The sequence below is a fragment of the Thalassobacter stenotrophicus genome, assembly GCF_001458315.1.
In the GTDB taxonomy this organism is placed as follows: domain Bacteria; phylum Pseudomonadota; class Alphaproteobacteria; order Rhodobacterales; family Rhodobacteraceae; genus Thalassobacter; species Thalassobacter stenotrophicus.
Map to the genome: position 1 here is coordinate 197,705 of NZ_CYRX01000011.1, position 26,907 is coordinate 224,611.

A 26,907-nucleotide genomic window follows, 5' to 3' on the forward strand; every position below is an offset into this window, starting at 1 on the left:
CGGCCTCCTATCTGTCGCGCGTGACAACATAGCGTGCAATGTCACGCAACGTATCAGCACGGGGGCCATAGGGCTGAAGTGCCGCACAGGCTTCATCAATCAGGGATTGGGCGCGGGCCTTGGCGGCCTCTAGTCCCAGCAGTGAAACGAACGTGGCTTTGCCCGCATCGGCATCCTTTTGCAGCGCTTTGCCCGCGAGGATGGCATCGCCCTCAACATCCAGCACGTCATCCGCAATCTGAAACGCAAGACCAAGTGCACGTGCGTATTCCACCAAAGGTGCCGGATCAGCGCCGCCCAGAATAGCCCCCGCCTCACAGGGCCAAACCAGCAGCGCGCCAGTTTTGTTGCTCTGAAGCTCGGTGATTTGATCAAGCGTTAGGGGGGCGGACGCGGTCTCGGCCGCAATGTCCTGCGCCTGCCCTAGCACCATACCCTCGGCCCCACTGGCGCGCGCAAGCGTCAAGCAAAGCTGTGCACGCACGGCCCCATCGGGGTGGGTATCGGGATGTGCAAGGATTTCAAACGCGAGGGTTTGCAGCGCGTCACCGACCAAAACGGCGGTCGCTTCATCCCATTTCACATGCACTGTGGGCTGGCCACGGCGCAGCGCATCGTCGTCCATGCAGGGCATATCATCATGCACGAGGCTATAGGCGTGGAGGCATTCAACCGCCGCCCCCGCGCGCAACGCATGCGCCGGGTCCACATCAAACAGCCGCGCCGTTTCCATCGCAAGAAACCCGCGTAAGCGTTTGCCGCCCGCACTGGCGTAGCGCATGCCCGCCATTACCTCACTGCTGGGCAGGGCGGACATGATTTCATCCAGACAACCCTGCAAAGCGGATTGCGCAGCACTCAGGTCTTGTTTGAACATGGTCTTACATATCGCCTACGGGACGGCTCCCGGTGGGTTGCCCGTCGGCGTTCAGCACAAGCTGCTCGACCTGCTCTTCGGCGGCGCGCAGCTTTGCCTCACAATGGGCCTTGAGCGCGGCACCGCGTTTATAAAGCGCGATGGACGCATCCAGCGCCACGTCGCCCCGATCTAGCTGCTGCACAACGGCCTCAAACTCGGCCATGGCCTGTTCGAATGTCATTTCGGCGACGGGTTTATCGGTCATTGGCCGCGCTCCTTTAGGGTGCTGACGTGGGTGGCGACGGACGCCGCCAAGGCGTCCAAGTCATAGCCGCCTTCAAGACAAGACACCACCCGGCCTGAACATGTGGCATCGGCCACATCGCACAGCCGTTCAGTGACCCAGCGGAAATCTTTGGTCATCCAGTTCAAGCCCGCCAAAGGGTCATCGCGGTGGGCGTCAAAACCGGCTGAGATAATGAGTAACTCAGGGGCGTAGTCCATCAACATAGGGAACACCTCGGCCTCATAGACGGCGCGCATGTGGGCCCCGTCCGATGCAGTTGGCAGAGGGATGTTTGTGATCTGCCCATGGGCCCCGCTTTCACTGCGTTCGCCACTGCCGGGCCAAAGGGGCATCTGGTGGCTAGACACGAACCGCACGCGCGGCTCATTCCACAATAAATCTTGGGTGCCATTGCCGTGGTGCACGTCAAAATCTACGACAGCCACGCGGCTGAGCCCATGGGCCTCTAGCGCATATTTTGCCGCAATCGCCACATTCCCCAAAAAGCAAAAGCCCATAGTTTTCTCGGTTTCGGCGTGATGGCCGGGTGGGCGCGTGGCCACAAAGGCGTTCGCAGCGTCACCGGCCATAACCGCATCAACGGCGGCCACCGCAGCACCCGCGGCACGCCATGCAGCCTCAACCGAGCCCTTGGACATCCACGTATCCGGGTCCATCTGCACCAGCCGATCATCCTCGGGAACCGAGTTGCGAAGCGTATCTACATGGCTTTGCGGGTGACAGCGCAGAACGACGCTGTCGTCGGCCATCGGCGCATCACGGCGATCAAGATCCATATCGGCCAAAGCCGCTTCAATAGCCTTGATCCGGGCGATTTGTTCGGGATGGCCCTCGGGGGTGACGTGGGCCAGCGACGCGGGGTGGGTGTAAAGCGCGGTTGTCATGGCGCGACCCTACAGCGCCGCCCCCGCGGGGTGAAGTCCCGACCCGCCTTAATCAGGGGCAAGCATATAGCCCGCCCCGCGCACCGTTTGCAGGTAGCGCGGCTGCTTGGGGTCTGTCTCGATCTTGCGGCGCAGGCGCGTGATCTGGACATCAACGGCCCGTTCTTGGCTTTGCACGCCATCGCGGGACAAACGCTCAACCAGTTCAGTCCGGCTCACGGCTTCATGGGGCGTGCCGCTGAATATCCGCATCAGGCTCGATTCCGTCGCCGTTAGCCGCACAAGCGCCTGACCCTGCCACAGCTCGCCACGTTCCATGTCATAACGCACGCCGCCAAGATGCAGGACCTTGGGCGCAGAGGCCACGGCGCCTTGTGGCATCCGGCGCAGCACGGCACCGATGCGCAACAACAGCTCCTTCGGCTCAAACGGTTTGGCCATATAATCGTCCGCACCGGCCTCAAGCCCGGTGATCCGATCACCGGTTTCACCCTTGGCCGTGAGCAATAGGATCGGCGTTTCGCGGGTTTCACGGATTTCGCGGCAGAGGGTAATGCCATCGTCACCAGGCATCATCACATCCAGAATGATGAGGTCAAAATCGAGCCCCGCCAATAGCCGCCGCGCATGATCTGCATCCCGCGCGGCTGTGGTCAGATAGCCGTTTCGCACAAGGAACTTCTGCAAAAGGGTCCGTATCCGCTCATCATCGTCGACGAGCAAAACGTGGGCCTGCTGGTCTGCACTCATTGGCCGGGCTCCTTCATCGCCGCATAGTGGCGACGCATTTCAGGATCCATCATATGCTCAAGAACTGTGCGAAAGCCAGCGACGGCATTTGGGCCCGCCTCACGGAAAGCTGCGCGCATGCGTTGACGTTGGGCGTCGGACAGCGCGCGCTCTAGCTCACCCCCCTTGGCGGTCAGGTACAAATGCCGCTCGCGCTTGTCCTTGGCGCCGACTCGCGCCTCAACCAAGCCATCCGATTGCAGGGTCCGAAGCACCCGGTTGAGCGACTGCTTGGTGACGCCCAAAATGTTGAGCAGGTTGTTTACAGTTGTGCCCGGTGCGCGGTGGATAAAGTGGATCGCCCGATGATGCGCGCGTCCATAGCCATGATCCTCAAGGATACGGTCCGGATCGGCCGTAAACCCGCGATAGGCGAAAAACATCGCCTCGATCCCTTTGCGCAACTGCTCATCGGTCAGAAAAAGCAGGCTCTCACCACTGCTGGGTCCGGGCTGATCCATGGGTAGGGCCTTTCTGATCACGTCTTATTCGATTTTATGTCAGTGTTGTTGACTTTCCAAGAGCGCATTGGTAGCGATTCACACGAAATGCGCAATAAAATGTCCGTTCCGGACCTATACCGCGCAATATTTGCAAATTTGGAGGAGCGAACGATGGCGGGAGGGTATGATGACCGCGACGGTAAAATCTGGATGGATGGCGCGCTTGTAGACTGGCGCGAGGCCAATGTGCACATCCTCACCCATGCGATGCACTACGCGTCCTCTGTGTTTGAGGGTGAGCGGTGCTATTCGGGCAAGATTTTCAAATCGCGCGAACATTCTGAGCGGCTGATCCAGTCGGGCAAGCTGATCGACTTTGACCTGCCCTACACGGTCGACGAAATCGAAGCCGCCAAGCAGGCCGCACTTGAGGCCAATGGCCTACAGGACGCCTACGTCCGCGCGCTAGCATGGCGTGGCGCCGGTGAAGACATGGGTGTCGCCTCGGCGCGCAACCCGGTCCACATGGCCGTCGCCGTCTGGGAATGGGGCAACTATTACGGCGACGCCAAGATGAAGGGCGCCAAGCTCGACATCGCCAAATGGAAGCGCCCCTCACCCGAGACCGCGCCATCCCAAGCGAAGGCTGCTGGCCTTTATATGATCGCGACCATGTCCAAACATGCCGCCGAAGCCAAAGGCTGTTCCGACGCGATGATGTTCGACTATCGCGGCTATGTGGCCGAGGCGACGGGCGCGAACATCTTCTTTGTCAAAGACGGTGAAGTGCACACGCCCAAGGCCGATGCCTTCCTGAACGGGATCACCCGTCAGACCGTGATCGGGATGCTTCAAGACAAAGGCATCACCGTGCATGAGCGCGTTATCATGCCCGAGGAGCTGGAAGGTTTTCAGCAATGTTGGCTGACGGGCACAGCTGCCGAGGTCACACCCGTGGGCGAAATCGGCGACTACAATTTTGAGGTCGGCGCACTGACCCGCGAAATTGCCGAAGACTACGAAAAGCTCGTGCGCGCCTAATTCGCCCGCAAGCATCTACAACACGACGAAAACCCCCGCCGCTGGCGGGGGTTGCTCGTTTCGGGCCATTTTGACCATTTGTTTGATTGTAGGTCCCCGACGCAACGTACTGGGTGGGGGCAAGAAATCGTCGCGCCGGGGTGAGCAAATGCTCTCTACAGGGACATCTATGCCACCCGACCATGACCGGAGTGCGTAGCCTCAGCGGCAGCCTTGGGGTCATTTCAGGGCGAAACGGCGACATGGTTAACACCCCAAAAACACGAAACCCCTCGGGCTGTTTTCAGCTCCGAGGGGCGCTCGTTCCGGCTCTGACTGGCCTGTTATTCTGACGTAGGCCCCGACGCGGCATACTAGGTGGGGGCAAGAAATCACCGCGCCGGGGTTCGAGATTGCTCTCGCTACGTAGAGTTTTTATGCAGGACGCCCATGGCAGATTCGCGCTGCCGCGGCGGCTTTGGCAGGGTGATTTTGAGACGAATTCGTGGCGAGGCTTGCTTTGCACGCTCACCGGGGTACCTTTTGGATATGAACATACAAACCTCGTCCTATCCGGCGCAGAGCGTGCATTTCCATCGCACAGAACTGAACATCATCCTCGGACTGTATGGCCGCATGGTCGCCGCCGGCGAGTGGCGCGACTACGGGATATCTGCGCTCAAGGAAGTCGCGGTTTTTTCGGTGTTTCGGCGTACTGCGGAACAACCGCTGTATCGGATCGAGAAACGGCCCAAGCTGGCCAACCGCCAAGGCGCCTATGCAATCATCGGAATGGATGGGCAGATCCTAAAGCGTGGGCATGACCTGCGGACAGTGCTGCGTGTGCTTGAACGCAAGCTGATCCGGTCCGTCACTTAGCCCCTTAGTTGTCGGGCAGTTTGAGGCGTTTTTTCGCGGCGATGTCACCAACATTGCTATCACGGAACCGATTGCGCGCTTCAGTAATGGGTTCATAGGCGACGGCCATATGGTGCGCATTCGCGTGAATAAGAACATCCTCGCTGGCCATAATCCCGACGTGTCCGTCCCAGAAAACCAGATCGCCGCGCAGATACGGCTCCCCATGGTGGAGATCTCGGCCAAGGCTGCGCTGCTGGTCGCTGTCGCGCGGACATTCCATACCGCAGGCCAAAAGCGCCATTTGCACGAGGCCCGAACAATCAATCCCCCAGCGCGAAGACCCGCCCCAAAGGTAAGGCGTGCCGAGCAACAGATCCGCTACACCAACGGGGTCCGAAAAGCGGGCTTTGAGAGGCTGCACATGCGCGCGCGGCACGAAATGTCCTGTCGCGATTTTTACAAAATCACCGTGATCTGCGACGACTTTGACCTGACTTCCAAAGAAAATGGCAACTTCGGGCGGGGCTTTGATCTCGGGCTTTGGGTACAGGTGTGTGGCGGGGGCCGCGACCCAATGCGAGGGCTGCTCCTCTCCGCCCAGCGCGCCGGACACCACGTAACCGCAATAGCCATCTCGCTCTGCCTGACCAAAGGCGTAGCCATCCCGTTCGTCAATCACGCGGAACCGTTCGCCAAAAAGAAGCTGCGAGGCACGCTTGCCTCTGGGCTCATCCATCAGGTTCAAAAGCGGCTGTTTCACCGATTTGACCGTGCCTTTGACAAAGCGAGCAGCCTCGACTTGGCCCTTGAGTTCAAAAGCCGCCGCGTGTCCGTTGGCCGGTATCATGCGCTGGTCAGTCGTTGACATGTCGTTCATAAATTTAGCACCTCCGGAAGTGCCTCTAGTATGGCCCGCGCGCCCATCCCAACGCCACCCTTCGGGCGCGCTGGTTGTGCGGTTGGTTGCCAGCCGTAGATATCAAAATGCACAAACCGCGCCGTATCCGTCACAAATCGATCAAGAAAAAGCGCAGCGGTAATAGACCCTGCCATACCACCGCTTGGCGCATTATCAAGGTCTGCAATTTTTGGTTCAATCATCGTGTCGTAGGGCCGGTGCAGCGGCATACGCCACAGTGGGTCGCGCACCCGCGTGCCGGCTACGGCGAGGGATGCAGCAACATCTGCGTCGTCGGTGTAAAAGGGCGCGAGGTCCGGGCCAAGCGCCACACGCGCCGCCCCGGTCAGCGTCGCCATGCAAATCATCAAATCTGGAGGGGTTTCATCGGCGAGGGCCAAGGCATCCGCCAGAACAAGACGCCCCTCGGCGTCCGTATTGTTCACCTCAACGCTCAGCCCTTTGCGTGAGGACAGGATATCACCGGGGCGGAAGGCGTTGCCAGCGACCGCGTTTTCCACCGCTGGGATCAAAACCCGCAGCCGGAGCGGCAGGTTCAGGGCCATGATCATATGAGCAAGACCCAAGACCGTGGCCGCGCCGCCCATATCCTTTTTCATCAACCCCATTGATGCGCCGGGCTTCAGGTTCAGCCCGCCGGTATCAAAACACACGCCCTTACCGACCAACGTTAATGTGGGCCCGGTATCGCCCCAAGTCATGTCCAACAAACGCGGCGCTTGTTCCGCCGCGCGACCCACCGCATGGATCATTGGGAAATTGGCGGTCAACAAATCATCGCCAATGGTTGATATAACTTCTGCACCAAAGGCCGCGCCTAGGTCCCGCACCGCTTGTTCCAAAGCCTCCGGGCCCATGTCGGCCGCGGGGGTGTTGATCAGGTTGCGGGTCAGGATTTCGCCAGCTGCAATCGCCTCAATCCGGGCGGCATCGATGCCCGCCGGTGCGACTAGCTTGGCGGTTGGCGGCGACTGCGTTGCATATCGATCGAACGCATACCCGCCCAAGAGCCACCCAAGAGCAGCCTCATTGAGATCATCACCTTCGAGCGGCCCATCCAGTTTGTATGTGCCCGTCTTTAGCGCGCTCAGCGCACGCGCCACGGCAAAACGGCCCCGTGCATGGGCCGCTGGCTTGCCCCAACCCATGAGAACCGCGGACAAAGCACCATCATCGCCCGGGACACGGAGAATTTCCCCCAGGCCTGCGCGAAAACCGCAGCTTTCGACCCACGCCTGCAAACGCTCTGGCTGAGCGCCCAGCCAATCTGCAAACGTATCCTGCGGCAGGATGTGGAGCGGCGTGGCAGCCGCATCAGGCGGAGCAAACCGGGGCAAGGTATCCGAGGGCATGGCGCGAACCTTTCAGTTGTTCCATGCAACCTACTAACCCCAGCCCCTGCCGCAAGCCCTTAGACGGATATGTCCTCAACCGACCAAATCGCGTGTACCGAATTGTCACCGATCCGGTGCAAACGACCCATGGTCGCCGCGATGCCGACTACGTCACCCTTTTTAATACACGCACGCACGTCACGCGCCACACGCGCCATCGTAGTCATCCCGATTTGGCCTGCAATCCGGGTTAAGCTGGCACAGATTTGGTCCATCCCAGCATAACTTTGCTCAGCAAACAGAACTTCAAGTGCTGCCATCTTGATCGCTATCTGCTCAAGCGCGCGTGCGATAACCTTTTCCGCCGCGTCCTCTCCGTAGTCACGACACAAGGCCTCCAACCGCTCTGCATCAAATCGCACAGCCTCATCATAACGTAGCGTTGCTACCGTTTTCATATCCCACACTCCACATAACTGCGCCCCCACAGTTGGAGCTGAACATGAACCAGAAAAGTGAAGAAAGCCTTTCCCCCTGCGGCGACAAATCACTCGAATTCCCTGCGTTTCCGACATAGAAGCGATACAAATTCTATGAAAAGACACTCAAAATGAAGCATGCCCAGCCGCTGCCAGCCACGTTACTCCAACGATATCACGGATGGCGCGCCACGACGTTCAACGCCAATAAAGCGTGGTATCAAAGACTTGCCCAAGAAGGGCAGCGGCCTCGGTGCATGATTATTTCCTGCTGTGACAGTCGTGTTCACGTGACAGCTTTGTTTGGTGCCGAGCAGGGTGAGTTCTTTATTCACCGCAACATCGCGGCCCTAGTCCCACCGTTTCAGCCAGACGGCGATCATCACGGCACATCCGCCGCGGTTGAATACGCTGTGACCGCATTGAAAGTGAGTCAAGTCATTGTTCTAGGTCACTCAAGTTGTGGCGGCGTTAAGGGATGTCATGAGATGTGCCTTGGCCATGCGCCTGAACTAGAGAAAACCGAAAGCTTTGTTGGCCGCTGGATGGACCTACTGCGCCCTGGATTTGAACAGGTTCGAGACATTGCAGACGAAAACGCACGCCTCGAAGCGCTTGAGAAGAAAGCAGTTCTTGTTTCTCTGGAAAACCTGATGACCTTCCCGTTTGTGGCCGAACGCGTCATGGATGGCTCGCTCGCACTTCATGGCCTTTGGACCGATATCGGCCAAGGTGGGCTACATATCTACGACGCCAAAGCGGACTTATTCGTCGAAGCCTGACGTTTGCGCTTAACCGGCGGCATATGCGCTGACAGGAAACCGTTCTTCCTGTTGGCTTTTTCTTTCTTCTGCGCCCATAAGGCTGTCTCGGCGGCATCTGCTTCAAACGCTTCATCACGCTCTAATCGCAATATCATTTCGCGCATTTCAGCGGTGGTTGGCTCTTCGTCTTTCTTAGACAATTTTTTCAATATCTTTTGCATAGTACGCTCCGCTGGACGTGCCCCGACAGCGCCGTTCTAGATCAGTTTTCTAAAGAAATCCTCTATATCGAAGTGCGGATTTGAAATGCATTTTATCAAATCCAAAACCCGCCAAGGATTCAGATAGTTTTAACTAAGTACCGCGAAGCTGAGTGAATGGATGATCACTCGGCACAACAGATTCGCGCCCGGCAGGAGCAAGCTTGGAAGCTGCGCGATAAACTTGCCCGCGACATCGCGATTGCGCAGGATTGGACCGACTTGCAACTGCGACTGGCGGCACATGGCTACACGTTCAAACCGGCCGGTGGCGGGTTAGCCTTGTATCGGATCAAAGGAAACGTGCGGCTTTGCAAAGCAGGAGCGATTGGGCCTGCGTATCGACAACTTGCCATGCGGTTCAACACACCTTTTCCCGGACACACCCACGCCCATTTGGCCACCAGCATCCCAAACGAAAACGGGGCCGGACCCATCTCTGGACCCGACCCCGATGACTATATTCTCGTGGAGAAATATTAGCCCTTTTTAAGCACCCGGTTACCCAGCGTTTCCGCGATTTGCACAGCGTTCAACGCAGCGCCTTTGCGCAAGTTGTCCGAGACGCACCACAGGTTCAGGCCATTCTCAATCGTGCTGTCTTGACGGATACGGCTGATGAATGTGGCGTAGTCGCCGACGCATTCGACGGGCGTGACATAGCCACCGTCTTCGCGCTTATCCACCACAAGGATACCCGGCGCTGTGCGCAAGATTTCGCGGGCTTCGTCTTCGTCAAGGAAGTCCTCGAACTCGATGTTGATCGCTTCGGAGTGACCGACGAACACAGGCACCCGCACGCATGTTGCGGTAACTTTGATGCTGGATTCAATGATCTTTTTCGTCTCCGCGACCATCTTCCATTCTTCTTTGGTCGACCCGTCGTCCATAAAGACGTCGATGTGCGGAATGACGTTGAACGCGATCTGCTTGGTGAATTGGGCCGGGGCAGAATTGCTTGTGGGGTTGTAGACCGCTTTGGTCTGATCCCACAGCTCGTCCATGCCGCCTTTGCCCGCGCCAGATACGGATTGGTAGGTGCTGACCACAACGCGCTTGATGCGTGCGCGATCATGCAACGGCTTCAGCGCCACAACCATTTGCGCGGTTGAGCAGTTGGGGTTGGCGATGATGTTTTTCTTTGCATAGCCATCGACGGCTTCGGGGTTCACCTCTGGCACGACCAGCGGAATGTCCGGGTCGTAGCGGTACAGCGACGAGTTATCGATCACGATGCAGTTTGCCTTGGCGGACCGTGGCGCGTGCTCTTTGGTCGCCTCAGAGCCAACAGCCCAGAGCGAGATATCCCAGCCAGTGAAATCAAACGTAGCAAGGTCCTGCGTCTTGAGGGTCTTGTCGCCAAAGCTCACCTCGGTACCCAGCGACCGACGGCTCGCCAGTACGGCGATCTCATCAATGGGGAACTGACGTTCAGAAAGAATATTCAGCATTTCGCGGCCCACATTTCCCGTGGCGCCAACGACGACGACTTTATAGCCCATCTCCGGGTCTCCTCTCGATCAGGACGGGGCCTCATAGCCCAGCGCGCCGTAAGAGGAAAGGGCTATGGGGCCGCAACCGCCATGACATTTGATGATTGGGGAGCATCACGTTTCATGTGTCAACAAAACTAGACATGTGGTAGCGTGACATCAAAACTGAGATATCACCATGCCAGACGCCACATCCCCCCTAACCGCCCCCACCCCTGCGCCGGCTTTGCCACGCGGTAAGATGTGCACCGATTGCGGCCTGTCGCGGATGAAACTGGCGGCGGAATGTGGCCAAGCCTGCCAATTTACGACACCAGATTTCCCCAAGCTCGAAACCCAAGTACACGGCGCACCACGCGATACGGCCGACGAAGACGCCCGTTTTTTCGGGCCGCACATTGCCATGCACCGCGCCGCGATGCGGATACCTAAGCCCGGCGCGCAATGGACTGGGATCACGACATCGCTGGCCGCAAAACTGTTGGAAACCGGAGCGGTGGATGCGGTCTTGACCCTCGCGCCCGCTGAGGATGATATCTTTCGCCCTGTCCCAGTCATCATCACCGATCCTGCGGATATGGCCCGTGTGCGCGGAATGCGTATGGGCTATGCACCGCTTTTATCCCTGCTGGAGCCAGCGGCGGATGCGGGGCACAAACGCCTCGCGATCATCGGCATCCCCTGTCAGGTACACGCCCTACGCAACATCGAAGCCCAGCTTGGGTTTGAGCGCCTGTACGTCATCGGCACGCCCTGCTCCGACAACACAACGACGGAAAACTTTCACGACTTCCTCGCGCTCCTGACCGACAAACCCGAAACCGTCACGTACCTCGAATTTAGAGCCGATTACCGGGTTGAGGTCCGGTTTGAGAACGCCAAGACCAAGCTAATCCCCTTTTTGTCGCTACCAATCAGCAACCTGCCCGACGATTTCTTTCCACTGACGTGCCGGACGTGCACCGACTACACCAACGCCCTTGCGGATATCACCGTCGGATACATGGCAGGTGAAGGTGAGCAATGGCTGATCGTGCGAAACGAACGTGGGCAAGAGATGCTGAACGCTTTGGGCGACGAAATCCGACTGTCACCTGTCGGATCCTCGGGCAAGCGCACGGCTGCGGTCAAAGGTTTTGCCGAAAATACTGCGCGAGCCGCAGGTGGACTACCACTGCGGCGGATGCCCGATTGGGTTCGCCCCATTGTATCGTTTCTACAGCCTCGGATTGGACCAAAGGGGCGTGAATTCGCCAAGGCTCGCCTAGAAATGAAAGCTGTTGAAACAATCCTGCATCTGCGCCGCGCGGCTCCTGCCCGGATGAAACATATGATCCCGGATCATGTGTGGGCGCTCGCAGCCCCCTATGGCCTGCGCCCAGAACAGGGTGAGCGCAAGACGCCGCCCAGAGCCCCCTGACCGCGCAGATGCTGCACCACTTGGCGCGCGCCGCAGAAACGGGTAAGCCGACGCAACCCAAGGACACCCGTGCATCACCGTGACTTCTGAACCCCAACGCCATCCCTTCGCCCGCCTCTGGCGCAGCTATTTGCGCAAGCATTTGCCGTGGCTGATCTTTGCCGCCATCTTGATGATCATCGAGGGCAGCACGTTGGGCGCGCTCAGCTACATGCTGGAACCTATGTTTGATGAGGTTTTCGTCGCGGGCCGCAGCGATCTGGTCTTTTGGGTCGGCCTTGGGATTTTTGGGTTGTTCGCCGCACGCGCATTCGCCGGCGTGACCCAGCGGATCATCATGGCATCGGTATCGTTTCGCACATCCAGCGCCCTCCAAGAGGACCTGCTGGCCCATACCCTCAACCTCGACAATGCGTTTTATCAGGCCAACCCGCCGGGCGTCTTGATCGAGCGTGTCCAGGGCGATGTATTGGCCATTCAACATACATGGAACACACTCATTCTCGGGGCGGGACGCGATACCATCGCCCTGATATCACTGATGATTGTGGCCATCCTCGTGGACCCTATGTGGACGCTTGTCGCGGTTATCGGGGCACCGCTCTTGATGGTGCCTTCCCTGATCGTACAGCGGTATATTCGTAAGAAAAGCTTTGCTTTGCGCGATATCGCGGGCCGCCGCACAACCCGCCTAGATGAGATTTTCCACGGCATCACCCCCATCAAACTGAACACGATGGAGGCCTACCAAAAGAGCCGCTTTCGCAGTGTCACGGCCGAACATATCACCGCTTCGGTCAAGACGCAGGCCGGCAACGCAACTATCCCCGGCATCGTAGATTTATCGGTTGGCTTTGGGTTCTTCGCGGTGATGCTTTATGGCGGGCAGCAGATCATTTTGGGCGAAAAAACCATCGGTGAGTTCATGTCGTTTTTCGCGGCCATGGCCCTCGCGTTTCAGCCGATCCGACGGCTCGCGAACCTCGCGGGGATGTATCAAATCATGATGGCGAGCCTGACGCGCATTTATGGGTTGCTCGACACTCAACCGACAATCACCGCAGCCGTTAAGGCCCCCGCAACACCCGCAGCATTGGACGTGCAGTTTGACGACGTAAACCTATCGTACGCCGATACGCCTGTCCTGCGCGGGCTGAATTTCACGGCTCCAGCGGGCAAGACTACGGCCCTTGTCGGTCTATCTGGCGCGGGGAAAAGTACAGTTTTCAATGCGCTGACCCGGCTGGCTGATCCGCAGTCAGGAACGGTGCGTTTGGGTGGCGAAGATATCCGCAACTGGCCGCTAGAGAACCTACGCAGCCTGATATCTGTCGTGTCCCAAGAGACATTGCTCTTTGATGAATCCTTGCGTGAAAACATCCTCGTAGGTCGCACTGATGTCACCGAAGATCAGATCGCAGCGGCGATTGAGGCTGCACACGTGTCCGACTTTCTTGCTGATCTGCCAAACGGCCTCGACAGCCCTGCAGGACCTCGCGGTTCAAATTTGTCCGGCGGCCAACGGCAACGGGTCGCCATCGCGCGCGCCATCCTGCGCGACACGCCCATCCTTTTGTTGGATGAAGCCACGTCGGCCTTGGACACTAAATCCGAAGCTCTTGTCCAAGCCGCACTCGAACGGCTTTCCGCAAATCGAACAACTCTCGTGATTGCCCACAGGCTCTCCACCATCCGCGCCGCCGACCAAATCCTTGTCCTAAGCGAGGGCCGTGTGGCGGAGCGCGGCACCCACGATGAATTGCTCAGCAAAGGTGGGCTCTATACCCAACTCAGCGCGCTACAATTTGACAGCCAAGACTGAACGATCAAATAGCAAGCCAATGTTCCGGCAAGATATCGGGATTTTGGCGCGCACCCGCACCAAACCATTGCGCGGGTGCGATGACTGTCTGAGTTGGTGATGCACCTAGCCAGGCTCCCCACCACGAGAACGTGGAATTGGCAATGATCTGATGCTGGCAGGCCGCCATAAGGCGAAGATCTTCATAGTGATCATCTGCTGAATTGTGCCCAATCACGGTAAATGGGCGAGGCAGCGAGAGCGCTTCACGACACCAATCTGGATCGTTGGAAAACACGAAAAGCTCAAGCTCTCTACCCAAACGCGCTTCCAGCTCCGCAATGCCGCTTGCATAGTAGTCAGGCCCGACACTGCCATGGGTGGCTGCGGCCTTGGCATTTGCCACATAATCACCTCTACGCAAATGCACAGCAGTCGCACCGGACGTTTCGCGCAGACGCAGAAGCCAATCCGCATTCTCCGCGCTCGGCGGTGTCATAACCTTTAGATCATATCGAATTTGCTCTTTGAAATCGTGAAAATAGAGTTCGCTTTGAAAGTAGCCGTGCAGGTATACATTGTCGGCTGCGTTCATAATCGCGGCATTAACACCCAAATCGGTCTCTCTCAAAAATTGAGGTGATCGACCGAATGCGCGCCATGCGGCATATCGCAAACGCTTCGCGCGATCAGGTGGCAAAGGTGCGCCGCCGAGTGCATGGGTGTCAAAGTGATGTAACGCAGGCTGCAACCAAGTATGTTCAGCGCGCTTTGCTTCACGATCATCGATGGCAAGTGGCACGCCTAAACGCAAAGAAAGAGCACGCCCTGTGGCGTACTGAAATAACTGATTTCCAAGACCTCCCAGCAGCCGAACAGTTATCATCGCAACCCTTCTTCCTTTTCACACTTTGCGGTTCTCCAGCATTCCTAGCGCCGACGCGCCAAGCCGCCTCAGGCTGGTAAAACAGGAAGGGATGGGGCATAGCTCACCTATGTCTGCTCCTGCGCTTATTGTGACCAATTTCAACCCGAACTTCACTGGGGTGTCCGCTACCGCGGCGACCGTCGTTCGCGGCCAAATGCAGAGATACAACCTTCGACTTGTTGGATCCCCACTCCCCGGTTGTCCGACACCGACGACCATTAGAGAAGCACGCAAACTGTGCCGTACCGCCCAACAGCCAGTTATTTGGCACGTGCGACGCAACCCTGAAATGCGCGTAGCCATTTGGGCGCGGGATGTGCTGCGCCTGCCAATCAAGATCGTGTTTACTTCAGCTGCGCAGCGGCGGCATTCCGCATACCCGAGATGGCTTATTTCCCGTATGGATGCTGTTATCGCGACAACCAGTGCCGCTGCATCCTATGTCCCGAATGTAAGCGCTGTGGTGCCGCACGGAGTAGACACAAACCTGTTTAAGCCCGCCGCAAATCGCTTAACGGCGTGGCAAGAATTGGGGTTCGGTGGGACGCGAGGGATCGCATCTGTCGGACGGGTTCGTCCTGAGAAAGGTACCGATGTCTTTGTCGAAGCGCTACTAAAGGTACTGCCAAACGCTCCGGACACAGTGGCCTTAATTATCGGCAAAATTGCCCCGAAAGACACCGTATTTGCCGATAATCTAAAGGCAAAAATTGCGGCAGTCGGCCTATCAGATCAGATCATCTTTACCGGGGAAATACCTCCTGAAACGCTTCAAAAGATGCTGCCTGCGCTTAGCCTTCTGGTAGCCCTACCTCGCTACGAAGGCTATGGCATGACCCCTCTAGAGGCGATGGCCAGCGGAGTCCCCTTCGTGGGATCAGATACGGGATATTTCAAGACATTCAGCGATGCGGGACAAGCAGGTATCGTCGTGCCGATTGGCGAAGACGATCTGGCGGCGCAGGCGATCCAATCGCTTCTGAACAACCCAACAGAACTTGCGCGCATGTCTGACCACGCCCTAAACACCGCTCGCACCCGCCACAGCGCGCAAGAAGAGATCAGCGGTATCGACACTGTGTACCAAGAATTGTGGGCCGAGGCTGCGAGCGCATGAACATCAAGGCCTTCATTATTCACCTAGAACGCGCGACGGCTCGAAAACCTATCGTGGCGGACTTGATTGCCGCTTTGCCGATACCTGCTGAAGTGTTTCCAGCAATAGATGGCGCAGCACTGGACCACGGTACGCTATATTCAAATGTTACGCGGACAAGTCATGTGCGGCCGCACTATCCGTTCAAACTATCGAAGGGTGAAATCGCCTGCTACAAAAGCCATCGCGCAGTCTGGCAAAAAATCGTGGATGAAGAGTTAGACGCGGCAATCGTTTTTGAGGACGATGCGGTTGTTAACCCTTCAACTTTTGAGCCTGCGTTTGAGCTGGCAAAGACGCATATTGACGAACTGGGCGTTATTCAATTCCAGACGCGCGAAACTATGGGTAGCACCGAGGTTATCCTACAAGACAAAGGAATACAGCTCGTGCGGCCACCAGTTACCTTGCTACGCCTAACGGCCACGATGCTATCAAGGACCGCCGCGTTGCGTTTGTTGGCCGCTTCCAAGGTGGTCGACCGTCCGATCGGCTCACTACTACAACTGACTCGCACCACGGGGCAGCCCATTTGCTCGGCCAATCCTTCTGGAGTGTCCAGTGGACGCAATAACGTCGGCAGTCTCAAGATAAGAAAAAACTGGCTAAAGTCCTTCGCAATTGCCCGATACACGTCAGCGGCACATAGGCTTACAGTCAAACCCCGCCGCACTCCCGCTTTGAAGGCCGCCAACTACCGCCTACAGGCTACATTAATTCGCGGCTTTCTAGGTGCAGCCAAGGTGCTGCCGCTGCCGCTACGCGCGGCTCTTGCAGGGCACTTGACCAATGCTGCCATTCACCTTGTGCCCAGTTTGAGGAGGCGCGCTGCAGACAACCTGCATCGTGTGTTTCCAGACATGGATCCAATTCAACGCCGCCAAATCTTGGGACAGGTCGCGCGCAATACAGGCCGGACGCTCACGGAAATCTTGTTTAATCAAGAATTTGCGGCGCAGGCTGAGGCTATACCGATCAACGGCCCTGGCCTAGAAGCCCTGCGCCAAGCACAGGCAAAAGGCAAAGGCGCCATCATCGTCTCTGGCCATTTCGGCCAATGGGAGGCCATCCGACACGCCCTCAAAGCGCAGGGCCTCGAAACTGGCGCCCTTTATCGACCCAACAATAACCCCCATTACGAGCCTCTCTTTCGCCGCGGGATTAAGGCAGGCGGGGCGCCCATTATTGCACGTGGCTCTGTGGGCAATCGCAACATGATCAAGCACATCAGATCGGGTGGATTTATTGCCCTTTTGATGGATCAATACATCCAAGACGGCACAACGTTAACATTTATGGGGCATCCCGCAGTGACCTCTTTGTCAGCAGCACAAATGGCTCTGCGTTATGATTTACCCCTGGTTCCTATTTTTTCCAAGCGCACCCGCGATGGATTTGAGATTGTCGCTGAGGAGCCTATTCCGCACACCCATGCGCGCGAAATGATGCAGACCTTTAATGACAGGCTCGGGGAACAGGTCCGAGCCGCACCCGGACAATGGCATTGGCTGCACAATCGCTGGAAAATTGGCCAATGGAATGATCCCACCCCGTCGCACGAAGCGTGAAAAACGTCGCTCAGGGAAGCCGTTTGTCTGGGCGCGCACCGTAGTCTTTGCACGGGAGGAAGCGCCATGTTTCTAAGTATTTTCGATATCTTCAAAATCGGCGTTGGGCCGTCGTCCTCCCACACGATGGGCCCTATGACTGCGGCGGCGCGGTTCTTGGACGATTTACGCGGTGGCCGCGAAAAGGAACCCGGAGCCGGCGAACTGGCCTCAGTTGCGGCATCGCTGCATGGCTCGCTGGCGTTTACGGGCAAGGGCCACGCAACCGACCGCGCGGTGATCCTGGGTTTGATGGGCTTTTTGCCTCACACGCTCGACCCCGATGCCGCTGAGGCACTTGAAGCCGAGTTACGCACGCAAAAAACGCTCTCTCCCGAAGGGTTGCCAACCCTTGCCTTTGATCCCGATGCTGACCTTGTATTCGACTACGGCCCCGCCCTTGAAGGACACGCCAACGGTCTGATCCTCAAGGCGTTTGACGCCTCTGGCCTGCTCTATATGCAGGAAACGTATTACTCGATCGGTGGCGGTTTTGTGATGACCGAGGCCGAGCTTGCAGCCAGTAAACATGGTGGTGCAGATGAATTTCACGCAGAGAAAGAGGAAGCGGGCTACCCTTTCCCCTTTGGCTCTGCCGAAGAGATGCTCGCGATGGGGGCGAAAAGCGGCAAGACGATTGCACAGATGAAATGGGCCAACGAAGTCAGCCACATGGATGCGCAAACACTTGACCGTCGGATGAGTGAAATCTGGGGGGCCATGGACGGCTGCATCGAACGCGGGCTGCGGATGGACGGCATCCTGCCCGGCGGCCTATCGGTCAAGCGCCGCGCGAAGGCGATCCATGAACAGCTGCGACAAGAATCGGGGCAGAACCTCGCACAACCTCATGTCGTGAATGACTGGCTCTCGGTCTACGCAATGGCCGTGAATGAGGAAAACGCCGCAGGGGGCCGCGTCGTGACCTCACCCACCAATGGGGCGGCTGGTGTCGTCCCGGCGGTGCTGCGCTACTACCGCGATCATTGCATTGGCGCGACCGAGGAAGGGCTGCGGACTTTCCTTCTGACTGCCTCCGCGATCGGTGGGCTGATTAAGCACAATGCCTCCATCTCGGGGGCTGAAGTCGGCTGTCAGGGCGAAGTCGGGAGCGCATCGGCGATGGCAGCGGCCGGGCTATGTGCCGCCCTAGGCGGCACGAATGAACAGATTGAGAATGCAGCCGAAATCGCGCTGGAACACCACATGGGTATGACCTGTGATCCAGCTGGCGGGCTTGTGCAGGTGCCTTGCATCGAGCGCAACGGCCTTGGCGCGATCAAGGCTGTGTCCGCCGCGTCGCTCGCCCTACGGGGTGACGGTACGCACTTTATGCCGCTGGACAACTGCATTGAGGCCATGCGCCAGACCGGGCTGGATATGAACATGAAGTATAAGGAAACCAGCCTTGGCGGATTGGCCGTAAACCTTCCGCAATGCTGAGTTTTTAGGCCTCCAAGACCTAGAGCTTCGGCCGCATCGTATCGCCCGCACGGATCGTGGGTTTTAGCTCAATCCGGCGGTCCGCGCCGGGCTCAAACACATGCTGGCCAGCGATGATCCGCGCCGCCTCAATCCCGGTTTCACGACGACAGCTTTCAGTGGTCGCCAATACGCGCGGCAATCCCTCAAGCAGGGTAAAGCCGTTGAACCCTGCCATCCCCAAATCGCCACCAACATCCAATCCCTGCTCAAGGCAATACAGCAGCCCACCGGCCCCCGTCAGGTCATTGGAGTAATAGAGAAAGTCGAGGTCTTTGGTCCGAGTGAGCATCTCATTTGTCATCTCACGGCCTTTGGCAAAGCCAGAGTTGCCCGAATAGAAAATTTGATCTGCCAGGGTCACACCGGCCTCGCCCAAGGCGCGCTCCAGCCCCTCCATCCGCTTGCGTGCACGGTGATCGCCTTCGGAGGTCGTCGTCATGAAGCCAATCCGTCGATATCCACGGCTCAGGATTTCTTGACCCATTTCATAGCCCGCGCGCCAATGAGAAATTCCCACCGCCACATCCACCGGCTCCCCGTCCACATCCATGACCTCAACCACAGGACAGCCCGCGTTGGCGAGCATCGCGCGTGACGCCTCAGAATGCTCCAACCCCGCGATCACAACGCCCGACGGGCGCCATGACAGCATTTCGTACAGAACTTTTTCTTCTTTTTCTGGATCGTAGTATGTGGCACCGACAACAGGCTGTAGGTCCGTACCTTCGAGCTGTTCGTTGATCCCGGCCAAGACCTCAGGGAAGACCATGTTGCTCATCGACGGAATAATGACCGCAACCAAGTTCACCCGATTTGACGCTAAAGCCCCCGCAATTTTGTTGGGCACGTAACCCAGCATACGCGCCGCTTCGAGAACCTTTTCGCGCGTCTTCGCAGAGACATCACCCTGATTGCGCAGCACCCGGCTGACGGTCATTTCTGATACGCCCGATGCTTCCGAGACATCCCGAAGTGTTAATTGCCCGCGCCGCTCGTCGCCGTTGCGTCCTGCCAATGAGGTATTCCTTGTTCTCTGCCCTATTTTGTTAGCGCTATAAGCCTAGGCTGATCAAGCGAAAGCCGGCTTTGAGAGCGTAGCCACAAAAATAAACTGGCGAGGCCGATCCATGAGCGGTAATGATCCCACCGCAGGCCCCGTGGCTCAACTGGATAGAGCAGCCCCCTCCTAAGGGGCATTCAGATACGTAACTACAAAGACTTAGATGAAAAAATGCCACCTTTTCATGATCTTACGAGCTTATATTTTTCAATGACTTACAAATTTTATTGGCGAGCTTTTGGCGAGCTTCTTTTTACGGTATGTTCCGATAGTAAGATGAACTGCCAGTGAAAGAGGGGCAGAGTGGCAAATAGCGAACGAACAGTTGAGAAGCGTGTCTTCAGCGGGCAAATCCTGCTCTACAAACGAAGGTTCAAAGGAAAGGAAAGCCCCTTCTGGCGTGCCAGAATTTCCGTCCCGTCAAGTGCTGGACATTTGGACTTTTCAACACGCTCACGATACGAAGCGGAAGCTGAGCGCATTGCAATTGACCGCTTTCGAGAGGCCGAAGGTCGTAGTCAGCAAGGCCTGCCACTTAGACCGACCCAATTTGCACGTGTCGCCTCTGAGTATCTCGAATGGAAACAAGGTCAGGCAAAAGTTAAAAGGTGCAGCGAAAACGCTTACAAGTATCATAGATCGATAGTTGAGAGTGCGTTGAACCCGTTCTTTGGAGAGATGCAGCTCCACAAAATTCGACCTATGGACGTTGAACGCTTCCAGGAACAGCGTCAGAACAACGGTGCCCGGCCTGGCGTTCAGGTGCAACCGGCGACTATTAACCGCGACAACGCGGTGTTACGGGCTGTGTTCAAGTTTGCCCTACGTCAGGACTATATCCTGTCCATCCCGACCATTGAAAACGTAAGCGCTTTTGCACGTCGGCCCAGCTTTTCAACAGAAGAAGCGGACGTTCTCCGAAGCAAGCTAGACGATTGGGTAGACGCCCCGCACGAATTTGACGGCCCGCACGTCCGTGACTATCGGCGTCTGTTCCGCCTGTATTGCTTGGTGATTTACTTCGCCGGTATTCGCCCTGGAAAAGAGATGGCGTCTTTGCGCTGGGAAGATTTGGAGCTCATCAGCGAGGGCGGTTCAACCTATGTTCTGCTAAAAGTTCACACTGCTAAACGCAAGGACGGCGACTTGGTTGTTCGTCCTGTAATAGGCTTGGCTGAACTATGGCAGTACTTTGAGCAGTTAGAGGGCTCGCATCTCAAGAAGGACTTCGGCTTTATATTTGGACATCCTCGCAGCACACAGCTGGCATCTGCGTATGTTGGTCGTCCCGTTGCGTCTTTCAAAACTCAATGGAACCATTTCATCAAGTGGGCAGGAATGGAATTTGAACCTTCACCACCACACCGAAGGCGCACGATTTACAGCCTGCGTCATTTGTATTTTGAGCAACGCCTAATCCATTCTGATGTGCGATTGCACGAACTTGCCGTTAACGGCGGGAGTAGCCCGGAAGTTATTGCTCGATGGTACCATCACGCGACCGCGAAGGAATACGCTCCCTCGCTCAGCAAAGTGATTGAACGCGTGAATGAGAAACCAGTCAATGGGTAGAATGCTTAGCGGTCTTCACGCTGCTTCCAAACGCTGTGCATAGTTACGAACGGTAGTGCCATGCCACCTGCCACCACGGGCCGTTTCAACGCCCAGCGCATTTAGTTCGTCAGCGATAGCTTGAAAAGTCGTGCCTACAGCACGCCTGCTGAGAATGGTTGAGGCAACACGCTCCGCCACCCTGTCTGCATTCTGACGAATAGCGTCGTGGTGAGCTTTGTGACCTTCGCGGTAACCGCCAAGCTTTACACCTCGGGCCTTTGCTTCCTGAAGAGCAGCTTTCGTACGCTTTGAAATGAAGTCACGTTCCTGCTCCGCCAAAGCCGCGTAGATATGCAGTTGAAACTTGTCTGCGTAGGGCATCGAAGCAACGCGAAAATTCAACTTCTTGTCTTCAAGCAATTGAGCAATGAACGCCACAGACCGACTTAGACGGTCCAGCTTGGCAACAAGCAGCGTTACGTTACTGCTTTTTGCCAGGGTAATAGCTTTTTTAAGTTCAGGCCGGTCCGAACGAGAACCGCTTTCCACGTCCTGAAACCGAGCCACCACTTCCCAAGGAACTTCGCTGTAGTTTTCCAGGAAAAGCTGAATGTCGCGTTCCTGGGCGTCGAGGCCTAAGCCACTGTCCCCCTGCTTCTTTGTGCTCACCCGCGTGTAGACCACGAAACGCTGCATTTTCACCCTCATCTTGTTTGTTGAGAGCTATGTAAGAACGCTATGTAAGAATGCAAGGTTGGTTGATAGTTATTTAAGGCTCTACTAGGCTTGCTATTTCACGATATGCAGGTTGGGTTTGGGGGACTTGCCGCCCCCACACCTCGTGCACTCACTCAGCCGCAAAGTGGTGAACGTTCGCATCAGGCTTATCGTCTGTTTTTTCATCCTCTTTGACGAAACGGGCTTTCAGCTTGTTGAGCGTATGACCAAGTAATTCATCAAACTCACCAGCACTGACTGCTTCAACAACCTTTTCCAGATAAACTGCTGCTGCGTATGCTTCATTGCGTGCAAAGTTGCGGTCAGAAATGACAGCGACACGGTCACTTCCTTCACCTTCAAAGAACCCAACGTTGCGCTTGCCGTATCCAAGCTTAACGCACAGACCATTTCGGATACTGCGAGCCATTGGCGCGCGAAGAACGCCTCCCTTATAGCCATCAAGCGCTTCAATGGTCTGCTGTGCGCGGGTAACAATATCATGGCGCATATCTGCAATCGTCTGACCCCGGTAAGTGCGCTTCGTCGCCTTGACCAATTTTCCAGTCGTACCCAAGTTAGCGGTTTCGTTCAAAAAATTCTGCATTTTTACGTTCCTCTTGCTGATGTGCAGTTGTTTGTTTCAGTAAGTTCAATCTATCGTTCTTATGTGCCCTCAAGCGGCATGTAATAAGGTATTGAAATGTCTGAACGCGGCGACGGTAACGCACAAGCGGCTCAGCTTCTGAAGCTGATAACCTACCTGCAGGCAAGCACGGTCGGTCGAACAATTTCAGAGCTGATGGTCGAAATGGAGTGCAGCAGGCGCACTGTGATGCGCCTACTAGAAGAGCTAAAAAACTGGGGGCTGGACGAAAAAAAAGGGGTTCTGGACAGCGACCACCACCTCATGAAGCGGTACCGGCTCAAAAACGCGCTACCAGCTGCAATGCTGGGCCTGAGTGGCATTGACCGCGCTTCGCTCGAAAGCTTGCTAGAAGCGCTCCCTGGTGGCTCTGAGCGGTTGGCACTGTCCAAGCTACTAGCAGCGCAAAGCTCAGCGGGCGTAAGTGCTAACATGGACCAGGAAACATTGATTGAGCGGGTGGCCTATCTTGGACGGGTTGGACCTAAAGCAGAAATTGCCCCTGACATACTTGTCACTTTAGAACGCGCTATTCAGGGGTTTGAACGCCTTACACTGCTCTACCGGTCGCCTCAAAAGCGCAAACCAGTGCCCAGAACAGTGGAACCGCTTGGCCTTATCTACTCTCGATTTGGGTATTTGGTGGCCCGCCAAGGCCGCGTTATCAAGACGTTTCGGTTGGAGCTGATTGAGAGTGTAGAGCTGACAAGCGAAATGTTCGATGCACGTGGGTTCAACCTTAAAGCTTGGGCGGCGGAAAGTTTTGGCATTTATCACGGTGACGAGCTTAAGACGTGGCGATTTGTGTTTTCGCCACGGGTGGCCGATCGCGCGCAGAGCGTGCAGTTCCATCCTTCTGAACGAAAAAAGCGCTTGCCAGATGGTAGTCTTCTTTTGATAGTTAAGTGTAGAGGTGAGCTGGAGCTCCTTCATGAAATGCAACACCCGGATTGGGCTGGAGAGGTGGAGATAGATGCGTAAATTTACAGGAGTAGCTTTGACCTGTGCGGTGTTGGTCTCTGGCTGCGACAGCTACATATCTCAGCAATACCAAGCCAACCCGCAGAATACTATCGCACTTCAAAGCATCGCGGCAAGCGGAAGGAAAGCAAACGTTGCCTCTGTAAGACTTGCCGAAAATGTCCCGGAACGACCAACTTGTCGATTGGCAGGGCCAATCGACATCGGTGGAGGTAATGATGCGGCAACAGTAGTCCAACAGGCTTTCCTAACGGAGCTGCTAGCCGCCGACGTATTTAAAGCGAAGGGAACCCCAATAAGCATTATAGTGACAAAGCTTGAGCCCGACACTTTCTCCGGCATATGGACAATCGGAATGACTGTATCGACGCCAAAAGGAAGTTTAGACGTTCAGCGTGCAACAAAATATAGCACAAGCTTCTCCGCTGTGGCTGCCTGCAACAACACGGCGACAGCATTCAATCAAGCGCTTAGTTTGACAATTCTTGATGTTGTTAAGAACCCCAAATTCAGAGCGATCCTGTAGGTCTATTCAAGAAAATGCAACTCTCAGATCAAACCGCAAACGTTCAATTGAATGGCAATAAAAAGATGCCCTGACGGCAATAACGAAGTTTCAGATACGGTTAGAACCTATCCGCAATGCGTGCGTTCCATTATTTTTGGAAACTGAGGCCTCGATAGAGCTAAAGATACCACGGAGAAACGTGGGGCATCTTTCTAAATTTCCTTAAGTTTGATTTTATAGCCCGAAATGTTCGGGGTTATTAGCAGCTTAATAAAGGAATAATCCCAATGAAGAAATCACTTCGAGATCTATTTCAATCTCAACACCTTTTACTACATAAAGACTGTGATATAGACTATAGAAACCTTAAAGCTTTTCAACGGGCAATCAACAAGCGGTGTCGAGATCACTTTTTCAAATCGGCAGAAAAGATCGCTAACCAATGGCACATTGACGAAGATGAATATTTTTCCAAAAATCATGCTTTTTTACAATACTTTGAAACATCCAATTACGCCCCAGTGGGGTCAGAAAATGATGCTCTAGAAAGCGATAACTACCAGTCAAAGAAAACAACCGTTTCGAAGCTCGCTGCTTGGCTTGTATATGTTGTGCTTCTTCTGTCCTTTGGGCTTATCCTTGGTCCAAATGCAGCAATAATCTATTACATAGTTTTATTTTTTGCTCTATTGCTTTTTGTTTTCCATTTCGATGCAATCTGGAATGAACACAAATCCATTTTAGAAAACGACCATACATGGACGTGGGTTGTTTGTCTTACCCTCTTCACAATCAATACTGCTTTAATTTTATATATCAAAGAAAGAGATAAGGAGCATTTTTTGAAACAAGAAAAGGAAGAGAAATATTGGAATTGCAGAGAAGCTAGAGGCTCCTTATCACGAGATATTCTTAGTGGTACCGACATAGACATCCAACGATCAATTCGTAAATTTGATGCTGAATGCAACTGAGCATAGAACTGAAATACTTAGTGCCTCCTAAAGATGTTGAGATTGTAATAGTCAAGGTATTCTCGCCTGCTCAATATTTTGGAGCGTCCATGTTCCGCTATGCTATTCTTTAAGGCTTTTCGAGCTAGAGCACCATAGGCACGGTCTAACCGGTCCTGGGTAAAGCGACCACCCGCGATACGCTTTGAGAAAGCGCTAGGTTCACCATGCATCTCGGCGCTTACCACGCGGTCAAAGTCTGCCTTGCTGATAATCGAGGGCAATGTAGCCGATGGGGTGACCTCATACATCACGTACTTTCCATCAGCTGCCCTCACGGTGTCTGCCAGCGCTTTGAAGTCGCGGCGAAAGGTACGTAAATTCTGGCTCGTCTTGATTATGATAACGTTTTTCAATCAATTGCCCCTGAAGGCGCGCTGCTGACCGCTGAAGGGGTGCGCGCGGGTAGTGAAGGAAGGCCCAGCGCTGCGATGGCATCGCTCCGTAGGGGTGTTTCTGAGGCTCTACGGACCACTAGCTCGAACAACATCTTTAAATCGCGGTTGCTGTAGCTGGATTTTCTAAGAATGCAGGCCAGGTAAGGTTGCTCTTCACGAGTTGGTTGCAGGTGTTGAACGAAGTTCAGTATTTTAGTTTTGTCGGTGTTTACGTAGGCGTTTCGTGAGGTATGATCCAAAAATTTTTTCCTTAAAAATAACTTAAATTCAATAACTTATAATATCACATAATGTGTTCACCGGCTAATCGGATTGTATACAGTGTTGAGCTTTGCAGTGGTGCGCTCATTAACGTCCGGCGAGAGCTTACCACGCGCGATTGCATCGCGTCGCTTTGCGTGGTCGCTGGTGTGTTTGAGGCCGCGAAGCATGCTGAGTTGCTTGTCGCTTAGCTTACTATCCCACTCAATATATGAGCTTAGAGAGCAGACTAGGCGTTGCTGTTTGTGATTGAGGTAGCGAGTTTCAATACGTTCCAAACAGATACGGGCGAACTTGAGTTCGGTTTCAGTTAGTGTTCTTCTTGTCATTTACTTCCTTTCTTCGGGCATAGCTAAGAATGATCCCGTGCCTAAGCTGCACGGGATTTGAGAGCTTGAGCGAGCAGACCGTCGAGCTCGCGTTGCTCTTCTTTGAAGCGGCTGTGCGTCCAATAGATGGGGCTAGGCGTGAACCAACGGTCCTGACCGATTACATACCGAAGCAACGGCACAAGATTATTGGGGCTCAGCACCCATCTGTCTGGGTCTGAAAGCCCTATGATCCTGGGTGCAAAGCGCCTTGCTAGGTCTGCCTTTACTCCCGCCTTCCAGAGCTCTGTGCGCTCATCAGGTAGCATGATGAACAAATGCGTGTGTGGGGCAAGTTTACCGCCCAAAGATCGCTTTTGATGAGTGTGAAGGTATCCAATGGCTGGATAATCACGTGCGACTGCTTGACATGCTTGCCAACGCTGTTTTTCACTTAAACTGGCCGTATGTTCGGTTAAGACAATTGATGCTAAATTCATGTTTTATAATAATAAAATTATCGAAATTTAGCAAAATAAAAGTCACTTTGAACGCTGGCTTGCACCCCAAAAATTGAAAATTTTTTGTGCCGAGCGTCTATGCCTGCCCAGCGCGCTTAGCCAATATGTGCTGTGCTCGAAACCGCCCTCCT

General features: G+C 55.4%; 29 protein-coding genes. 13 read left to right on the forward strand and 16 right to left on the reverse strand.

Annotation, left to right across the window (positions count from 1 at the left end):
- Positions 1-7: 7 nt before the first annotated feature.
- Genes THS5294_RS05475 through THS5294_RS05495 form a run of 5 tightly spaced genes read right to left on the reverse strand, consistent with a single transcriptional unit; the run spans position 8 to position 3,300 of the window.
- Positions 8-877 carry a polyprenyl synthetase family protein gene (locus THS5294_RS05475; protein WP_058122938.1) on the reverse strand — a complete coding sequence of 290 codons (870 nt, stop codon included), beginning with the start codon at positions 875-877 and terminating at the stop codon, positions 8-10.
- Positions 878-881: 4 nt separating this feature from the next.
- A complete protein-coding gene (locus tag THS5294_RS05480) occupies positions 882-1,124 on the reverse strand; it encodes an exodeoxyribonuclease VII small subunit (RefSeq protein ID WP_038005586.1) in 243 nt (80 codons plus the stop codon).
- Positions 1,121-2,050: a histone deacetylase family protein gene (locus tag THS5294_RS05485; protein WP_058122939.1), complete on the reverse strand. Its 930-nt coding sequence runs from the start codon at positions 2,048-2,050 to the stop codon at positions 1,121-1,123. The genes THS5294_RS05480 and THS5294_RS05485 overlap by 4 nt, the downstream gene beginning before the upstream one ends.
- A gap of 48 nt (positions 2,051-2,098) precedes the next feature.
- Entirely contained in the window at positions 2,099-2,800 is a 702-nt protein-coding gene (locus THS5294_RS05490) for a response regulator (protein WP_058122940.1), read from the reverse strand.
- The gene (locus THS5294_RS05495; RefSeq protein ID WP_058122941.1) at positions 2,797-3,300 is read right to left on the reverse strand and encodes a MarR family winged helix-turn-helix transcriptional regulator; all 504 of its coding nucleotides are present in this window, start codon (positions 3,298-3,300) and stop codon (positions 2,797-2,799) included. Before THS5294_RS05495 ends, THS5294_RS05490 begins: the two co-directional genes overlap by 4 nt.
- 153 nt (positions 3,301-3,453) lie before the next feature.
- Here THS5294_RS05495 and THS5294_RS05500 point away from each other — a divergent pair, with 153 nt between their 5' ends.
- Both THS5294_RS05500 and THS5294_RS05505 read left to right on the forward strand, forming a co-directional pair.
- Positions 3,454-4,323 (forward strand): branched-chain amino acid aminotransferase, encoded by an 870-nt coding sequence (locus THS5294_RS05500; protein ID WP_038005977.1) that lies wholly within the window; start codon positions 3,454-3,456, stop codon positions 4,321-4,323.
- A 528-nt stretch (positions 4,324-4,851) separates the two neighbouring features.
- Complete coding sequence (locus tag THS5294_RS05505) at positions 4,852-5,181, forward strand: DUF2794 domain-containing protein (protein WP_038005975.1); 330 nt, start codon at positions 4,852-4,854, stop codon at positions 5,179-5,181.
- 4 nt (positions 5,182-5,185) lie between these two features.
- Here the strand turns inward: THS5294_RS05505 and THS5294_RS05510 are convergent, their stop codons facing one another.
- From THS5294_RS05510 to THS5294_RS05520, 3 genes are read right to left on the reverse strand one after another with little or no spacing between them, the layout of a single operon-like run.
- Positions 5,186-6,040: a C40 family peptidase gene (locus THS5294_RS05510; protein ID WP_233486409.1), complete on the reverse strand. Its 855-nt coding sequence runs from the start codon at positions 6,038-6,040 to the stop codon at positions 5,186-5,188.
- A complete protein-coding gene (locus THS5294_RS05515; RefSeq protein ID WP_170863225.1) occupies positions 6,037-7,434 on the reverse strand; it encodes a leucyl aminopeptidase family protein in 1,398 nt (465 codons plus the stop codon). The genes THS5294_RS05510 and THS5294_RS05515 overlap by 4 nt, the downstream gene beginning before the upstream one ends.
- Before the next feature lie 59 nt (positions 7,435-7,493).
- The gene (locus tag THS5294_RS05520; RefSeq protein WP_058122942.1) at positions 7,494-7,874 is read right to left on the reverse strand and encodes a hypothetical protein; all 381 of its coding nucleotides are present in this window, start codon (positions 7,872-7,874) and stop codon (positions 7,494-7,496) included.
- Positions 7,875-8,026: 152 nt separating this feature from the next.
- On the opposite strand from THS5294_RS05520, the gene THS5294_RS05525 reads away from it, so the two are divergent.
- Positions 8,027-8,677: a carbonic anhydrase gene (locus THS5294_RS05525; RefSeq protein WP_058122943.1), complete on the forward strand. Its 651-nt coding sequence runs from the start codon at positions 8,027-8,029 to the stop codon at positions 8,675-8,677.
- Here the strand turns inward: THS5294_RS05525 and THS5294_RS05530 are convergent.
- Positions 8,641-8,880, reverse strand: a complete 240-nt coding sequence (locus tag THS5294_RS05530) for a hypothetical protein (RefSeq protein WP_038005578.1) — start codon at positions 8,878-8,880, stop codon at positions 8,641-8,643. The genes THS5294_RS05525 and THS5294_RS05530 overlap by 37 nt on opposite strands.
- 156 nt (positions 8,881-9,036) lie before the next feature.
- Here THS5294_RS05530 and THS5294_RS05535 point away from each other — a divergent pair, with 156 nt between their 5' ends.
- On the forward strand, positions 9,037-9,402 hold the full coding sequence (locus tag THS5294_RS05535; RefSeq protein WP_058122944.1) for a hypothetical protein: 366 nt from the start codon (positions 9,037-9,039) through the stop codon (positions 9,400-9,402).
- Here the strand turns inward: THS5294_RS05535 and THS5294_RS05540 are convergent.
- Complete coding sequence (locus THS5294_RS05540) at positions 9,399-10,421, reverse strand: aspartate-semialdehyde dehydrogenase (RefSeq protein ID WP_038005577.1); 1,023 nt, start codon at positions 10,419-10,421, stop codon at positions 9,399-9,401. The genes THS5294_RS05535 and THS5294_RS05540 overlap by 4 nt on opposite strands.
- A gap of 169 nt (positions 10,422-10,590) precedes the next feature.
- Here THS5294_RS05540 and THS5294_RS05545 point away from each other — a divergent pair, with 169 nt between their 5' ends.
- Positions 10,591-11,832 carry a Coenzyme F420 hydrogenase/dehydrogenase, beta subunit C-terminal domain gene (locus tag THS5294_RS05545; RefSeq protein WP_058122945.1) on the forward strand — a complete coding sequence of 414 codons (1,242 nt, stop codon included), beginning with the start codon at positions 10,591-10,593 and terminating at the stop codon, positions 11,830-11,832.
- Positions 11,833-11,911: 79 nt separating this feature from the next.
- Positions 11,912-13,654 (forward strand): ABC transporter ATP-binding protein, encoded by a 1,743-nt coding sequence (locus tag THS5294_RS05550; RefSeq protein ID WP_233486410.1) that lies wholly within the window; start codon positions 11,912-11,914, stop codon positions 13,652-13,654.
- A gap of 4 nt (positions 13,655-13,658) precedes the next feature.
- Here THS5294_RS05550 and THS5294_RS05555 read toward each other — a convergent pair whose 3' ends face one another.
- Positions 13,659-14,519 carry an alpha-1,2-fucosyltransferase gene (locus THS5294_RS05555; protein WP_058122947.1) on the reverse strand — a complete coding sequence of 287 codons (861 nt, stop codon included), beginning with the start codon at positions 14,517-14,519 and terminating at the stop codon, positions 13,659-13,661.
- 331 nt (positions 14,520-14,850) lie between these two features.
- Here THS5294_RS05555 and THS5294_RS05560 point away from each other — a divergent pair, with 331 nt between their 5' ends.
- From THS5294_RS05560 to THS5294_RS05570, 3 genes are all read left to right on the forward strand, one after another.
- Positions 14,851-15,678 carry a glycosyltransferase family 4 protein gene (locus THS5294_RS05560; RefSeq protein WP_233486411.1) on the forward strand — a complete coding sequence of 276 codons (828 nt, stop codon included), beginning with the start codon at positions 14,851-14,853 and terminating at the stop codon, positions 15,676-15,678.
- Entirely contained in the window at positions 15,675-17,285 is a 1,611-nt protein-coding gene (locus tag THS5294_RS05565) for an LpxL/LpxP family acyltransferase (RefSeq protein WP_058122948.1), read from the forward strand. The genes THS5294_RS05560 and THS5294_RS05565 overlap by 4 nt, the downstream gene beginning before the upstream one ends.
- Before the next feature lie 66 nt (positions 17,286-17,351).
- Complete coding sequence (locus THS5294_RS05570) at positions 17,352-18,767, forward strand: L-serine ammonia-lyase (RefSeq protein WP_038005571.1); 1,416 nt, start codon at positions 17,352-17,354, stop codon at positions 18,765-18,767.
- A 19-nt stretch (positions 18,768-18,786) separates the two neighbouring features.
- On the opposite strand, the gene THS5294_RS05575 is transcribed toward THS5294_RS05570, so the two are convergent.
- Positions 18,787-19,824 carry a LacI family DNA-binding transcriptional regulator gene (locus THS5294_RS05575; RefSeq protein WP_038005570.1) on the reverse strand — a complete coding sequence of 346 codons (1,038 nt, stop codon included), beginning with the start codon at positions 19,822-19,824 and terminating at the stop codon, positions 18,787-18,789.
- A gap of 348 nt (positions 19,825-20,172) precedes the next feature.
- On the opposite strand from THS5294_RS05575, the gene THS5294_RS05580 reads away from it, so the two are divergent.
- Complete coding sequence (locus THS5294_RS05580; protein ID WP_058122949.1) at positions 20,173-21,441, forward strand: tyrosine-type recombinase/integrase; 1,269 nt, start codon at positions 20,173-20,175, stop codon at positions 21,439-21,441.
- Positions 21,442-21,456: 15 nt separating this feature from the next.
- Here THS5294_RS05580 and THS5294_RS05585 read toward each other — a convergent pair whose 3' ends face one another.
- Together THS5294_RS05585 and THS5294_RS05590 are read right to left on the reverse strand one after the other, a co-directional pair.
- Positions 21,457-22,119, reverse strand: a complete 663-nt coding sequence (locus THS5294_RS05585; RefSeq protein ID WP_058122950.1) for a recombinase family protein — start codon at positions 22,117-22,119, stop codon at positions 21,457-21,459.
- A 151-nt stretch (positions 22,120-22,270) separates the two neighbouring features.
- Entirely contained in the window at positions 22,271-22,747 is a 477-nt protein-coding gene (locus THS5294_RS05590; protein ID WP_058122951.1) for a hypothetical protein, read from the reverse strand.
- A gap of 96 nt (positions 22,748-22,843) precedes the next feature.
- On the opposite strand from THS5294_RS05590, the gene THS5294_RS05595 reads away from it, so the two are divergent.
- The 3 genes from THS5294_RS05595 to THS5294_RS05605 all read left to right on the forward strand — a co-directional run bounded on the left by THS5294_RS05595 (position 22,844) and on the right by THS5294_RS05605 (position 25,249).
- Positions 22,844-23,767: a helix-turn-helix transcriptional regulator gene (locus THS5294_RS05595; RefSeq protein ID WP_058122952.1), complete on the forward strand. Its 924-nt coding sequence runs from the start codon at positions 22,844-22,846 to the stop codon at positions 23,765-23,767.
- A complete protein-coding gene (locus tag THS5294_RS05600; RefSeq protein WP_058122953.1) occupies positions 23,760-24,293 on the forward strand; it encodes a hypothetical protein in 534 nt (177 codons plus the stop codon). Before THS5294_RS05595 ends, THS5294_RS05600 begins: the two co-directional genes overlap by 8 nt.
- Positions 24,294-24,562: 269 nt before the next feature.
- A complete protein-coding gene (locus THS5294_RS05605; RefSeq protein ID WP_058122954.1) occupies positions 24,563-25,249 on the forward strand; it encodes a hypothetical protein in 687 nt (228 codons plus the stop codon).
- A gap of 17 nt (positions 25,250-25,266) precedes the next feature.
- Here THS5294_RS05605 and THS5294_RS05610 read toward each other — a convergent pair whose 3' ends face one another.
- Together THS5294_RS05610 and THS5294_RS05615 are read right to left on the reverse strand one after the other, a co-directional pair.
- Complete coding sequence (locus THS5294_RS05610; protein ID WP_058122955.1) at positions 25,267-25,644, reverse strand: hypothetical protein; 378 nt, start codon at positions 25,642-25,644, stop codon at positions 25,267-25,269.
- Between the two features lie 338 nt (positions 25,645-25,982).
- The gene (locus THS5294_RS05615; protein ID WP_058122956.1) at positions 25,983-26,276 is read right to left on the reverse strand and encodes a hypothetical protein; all 294 of its coding nucleotides are present in this window, start codon (positions 26,274-26,276) and stop codon (positions 25,983-25,985) included.
- Positions 26,277-26,907 lie beyond the last annotated feature (631 nt).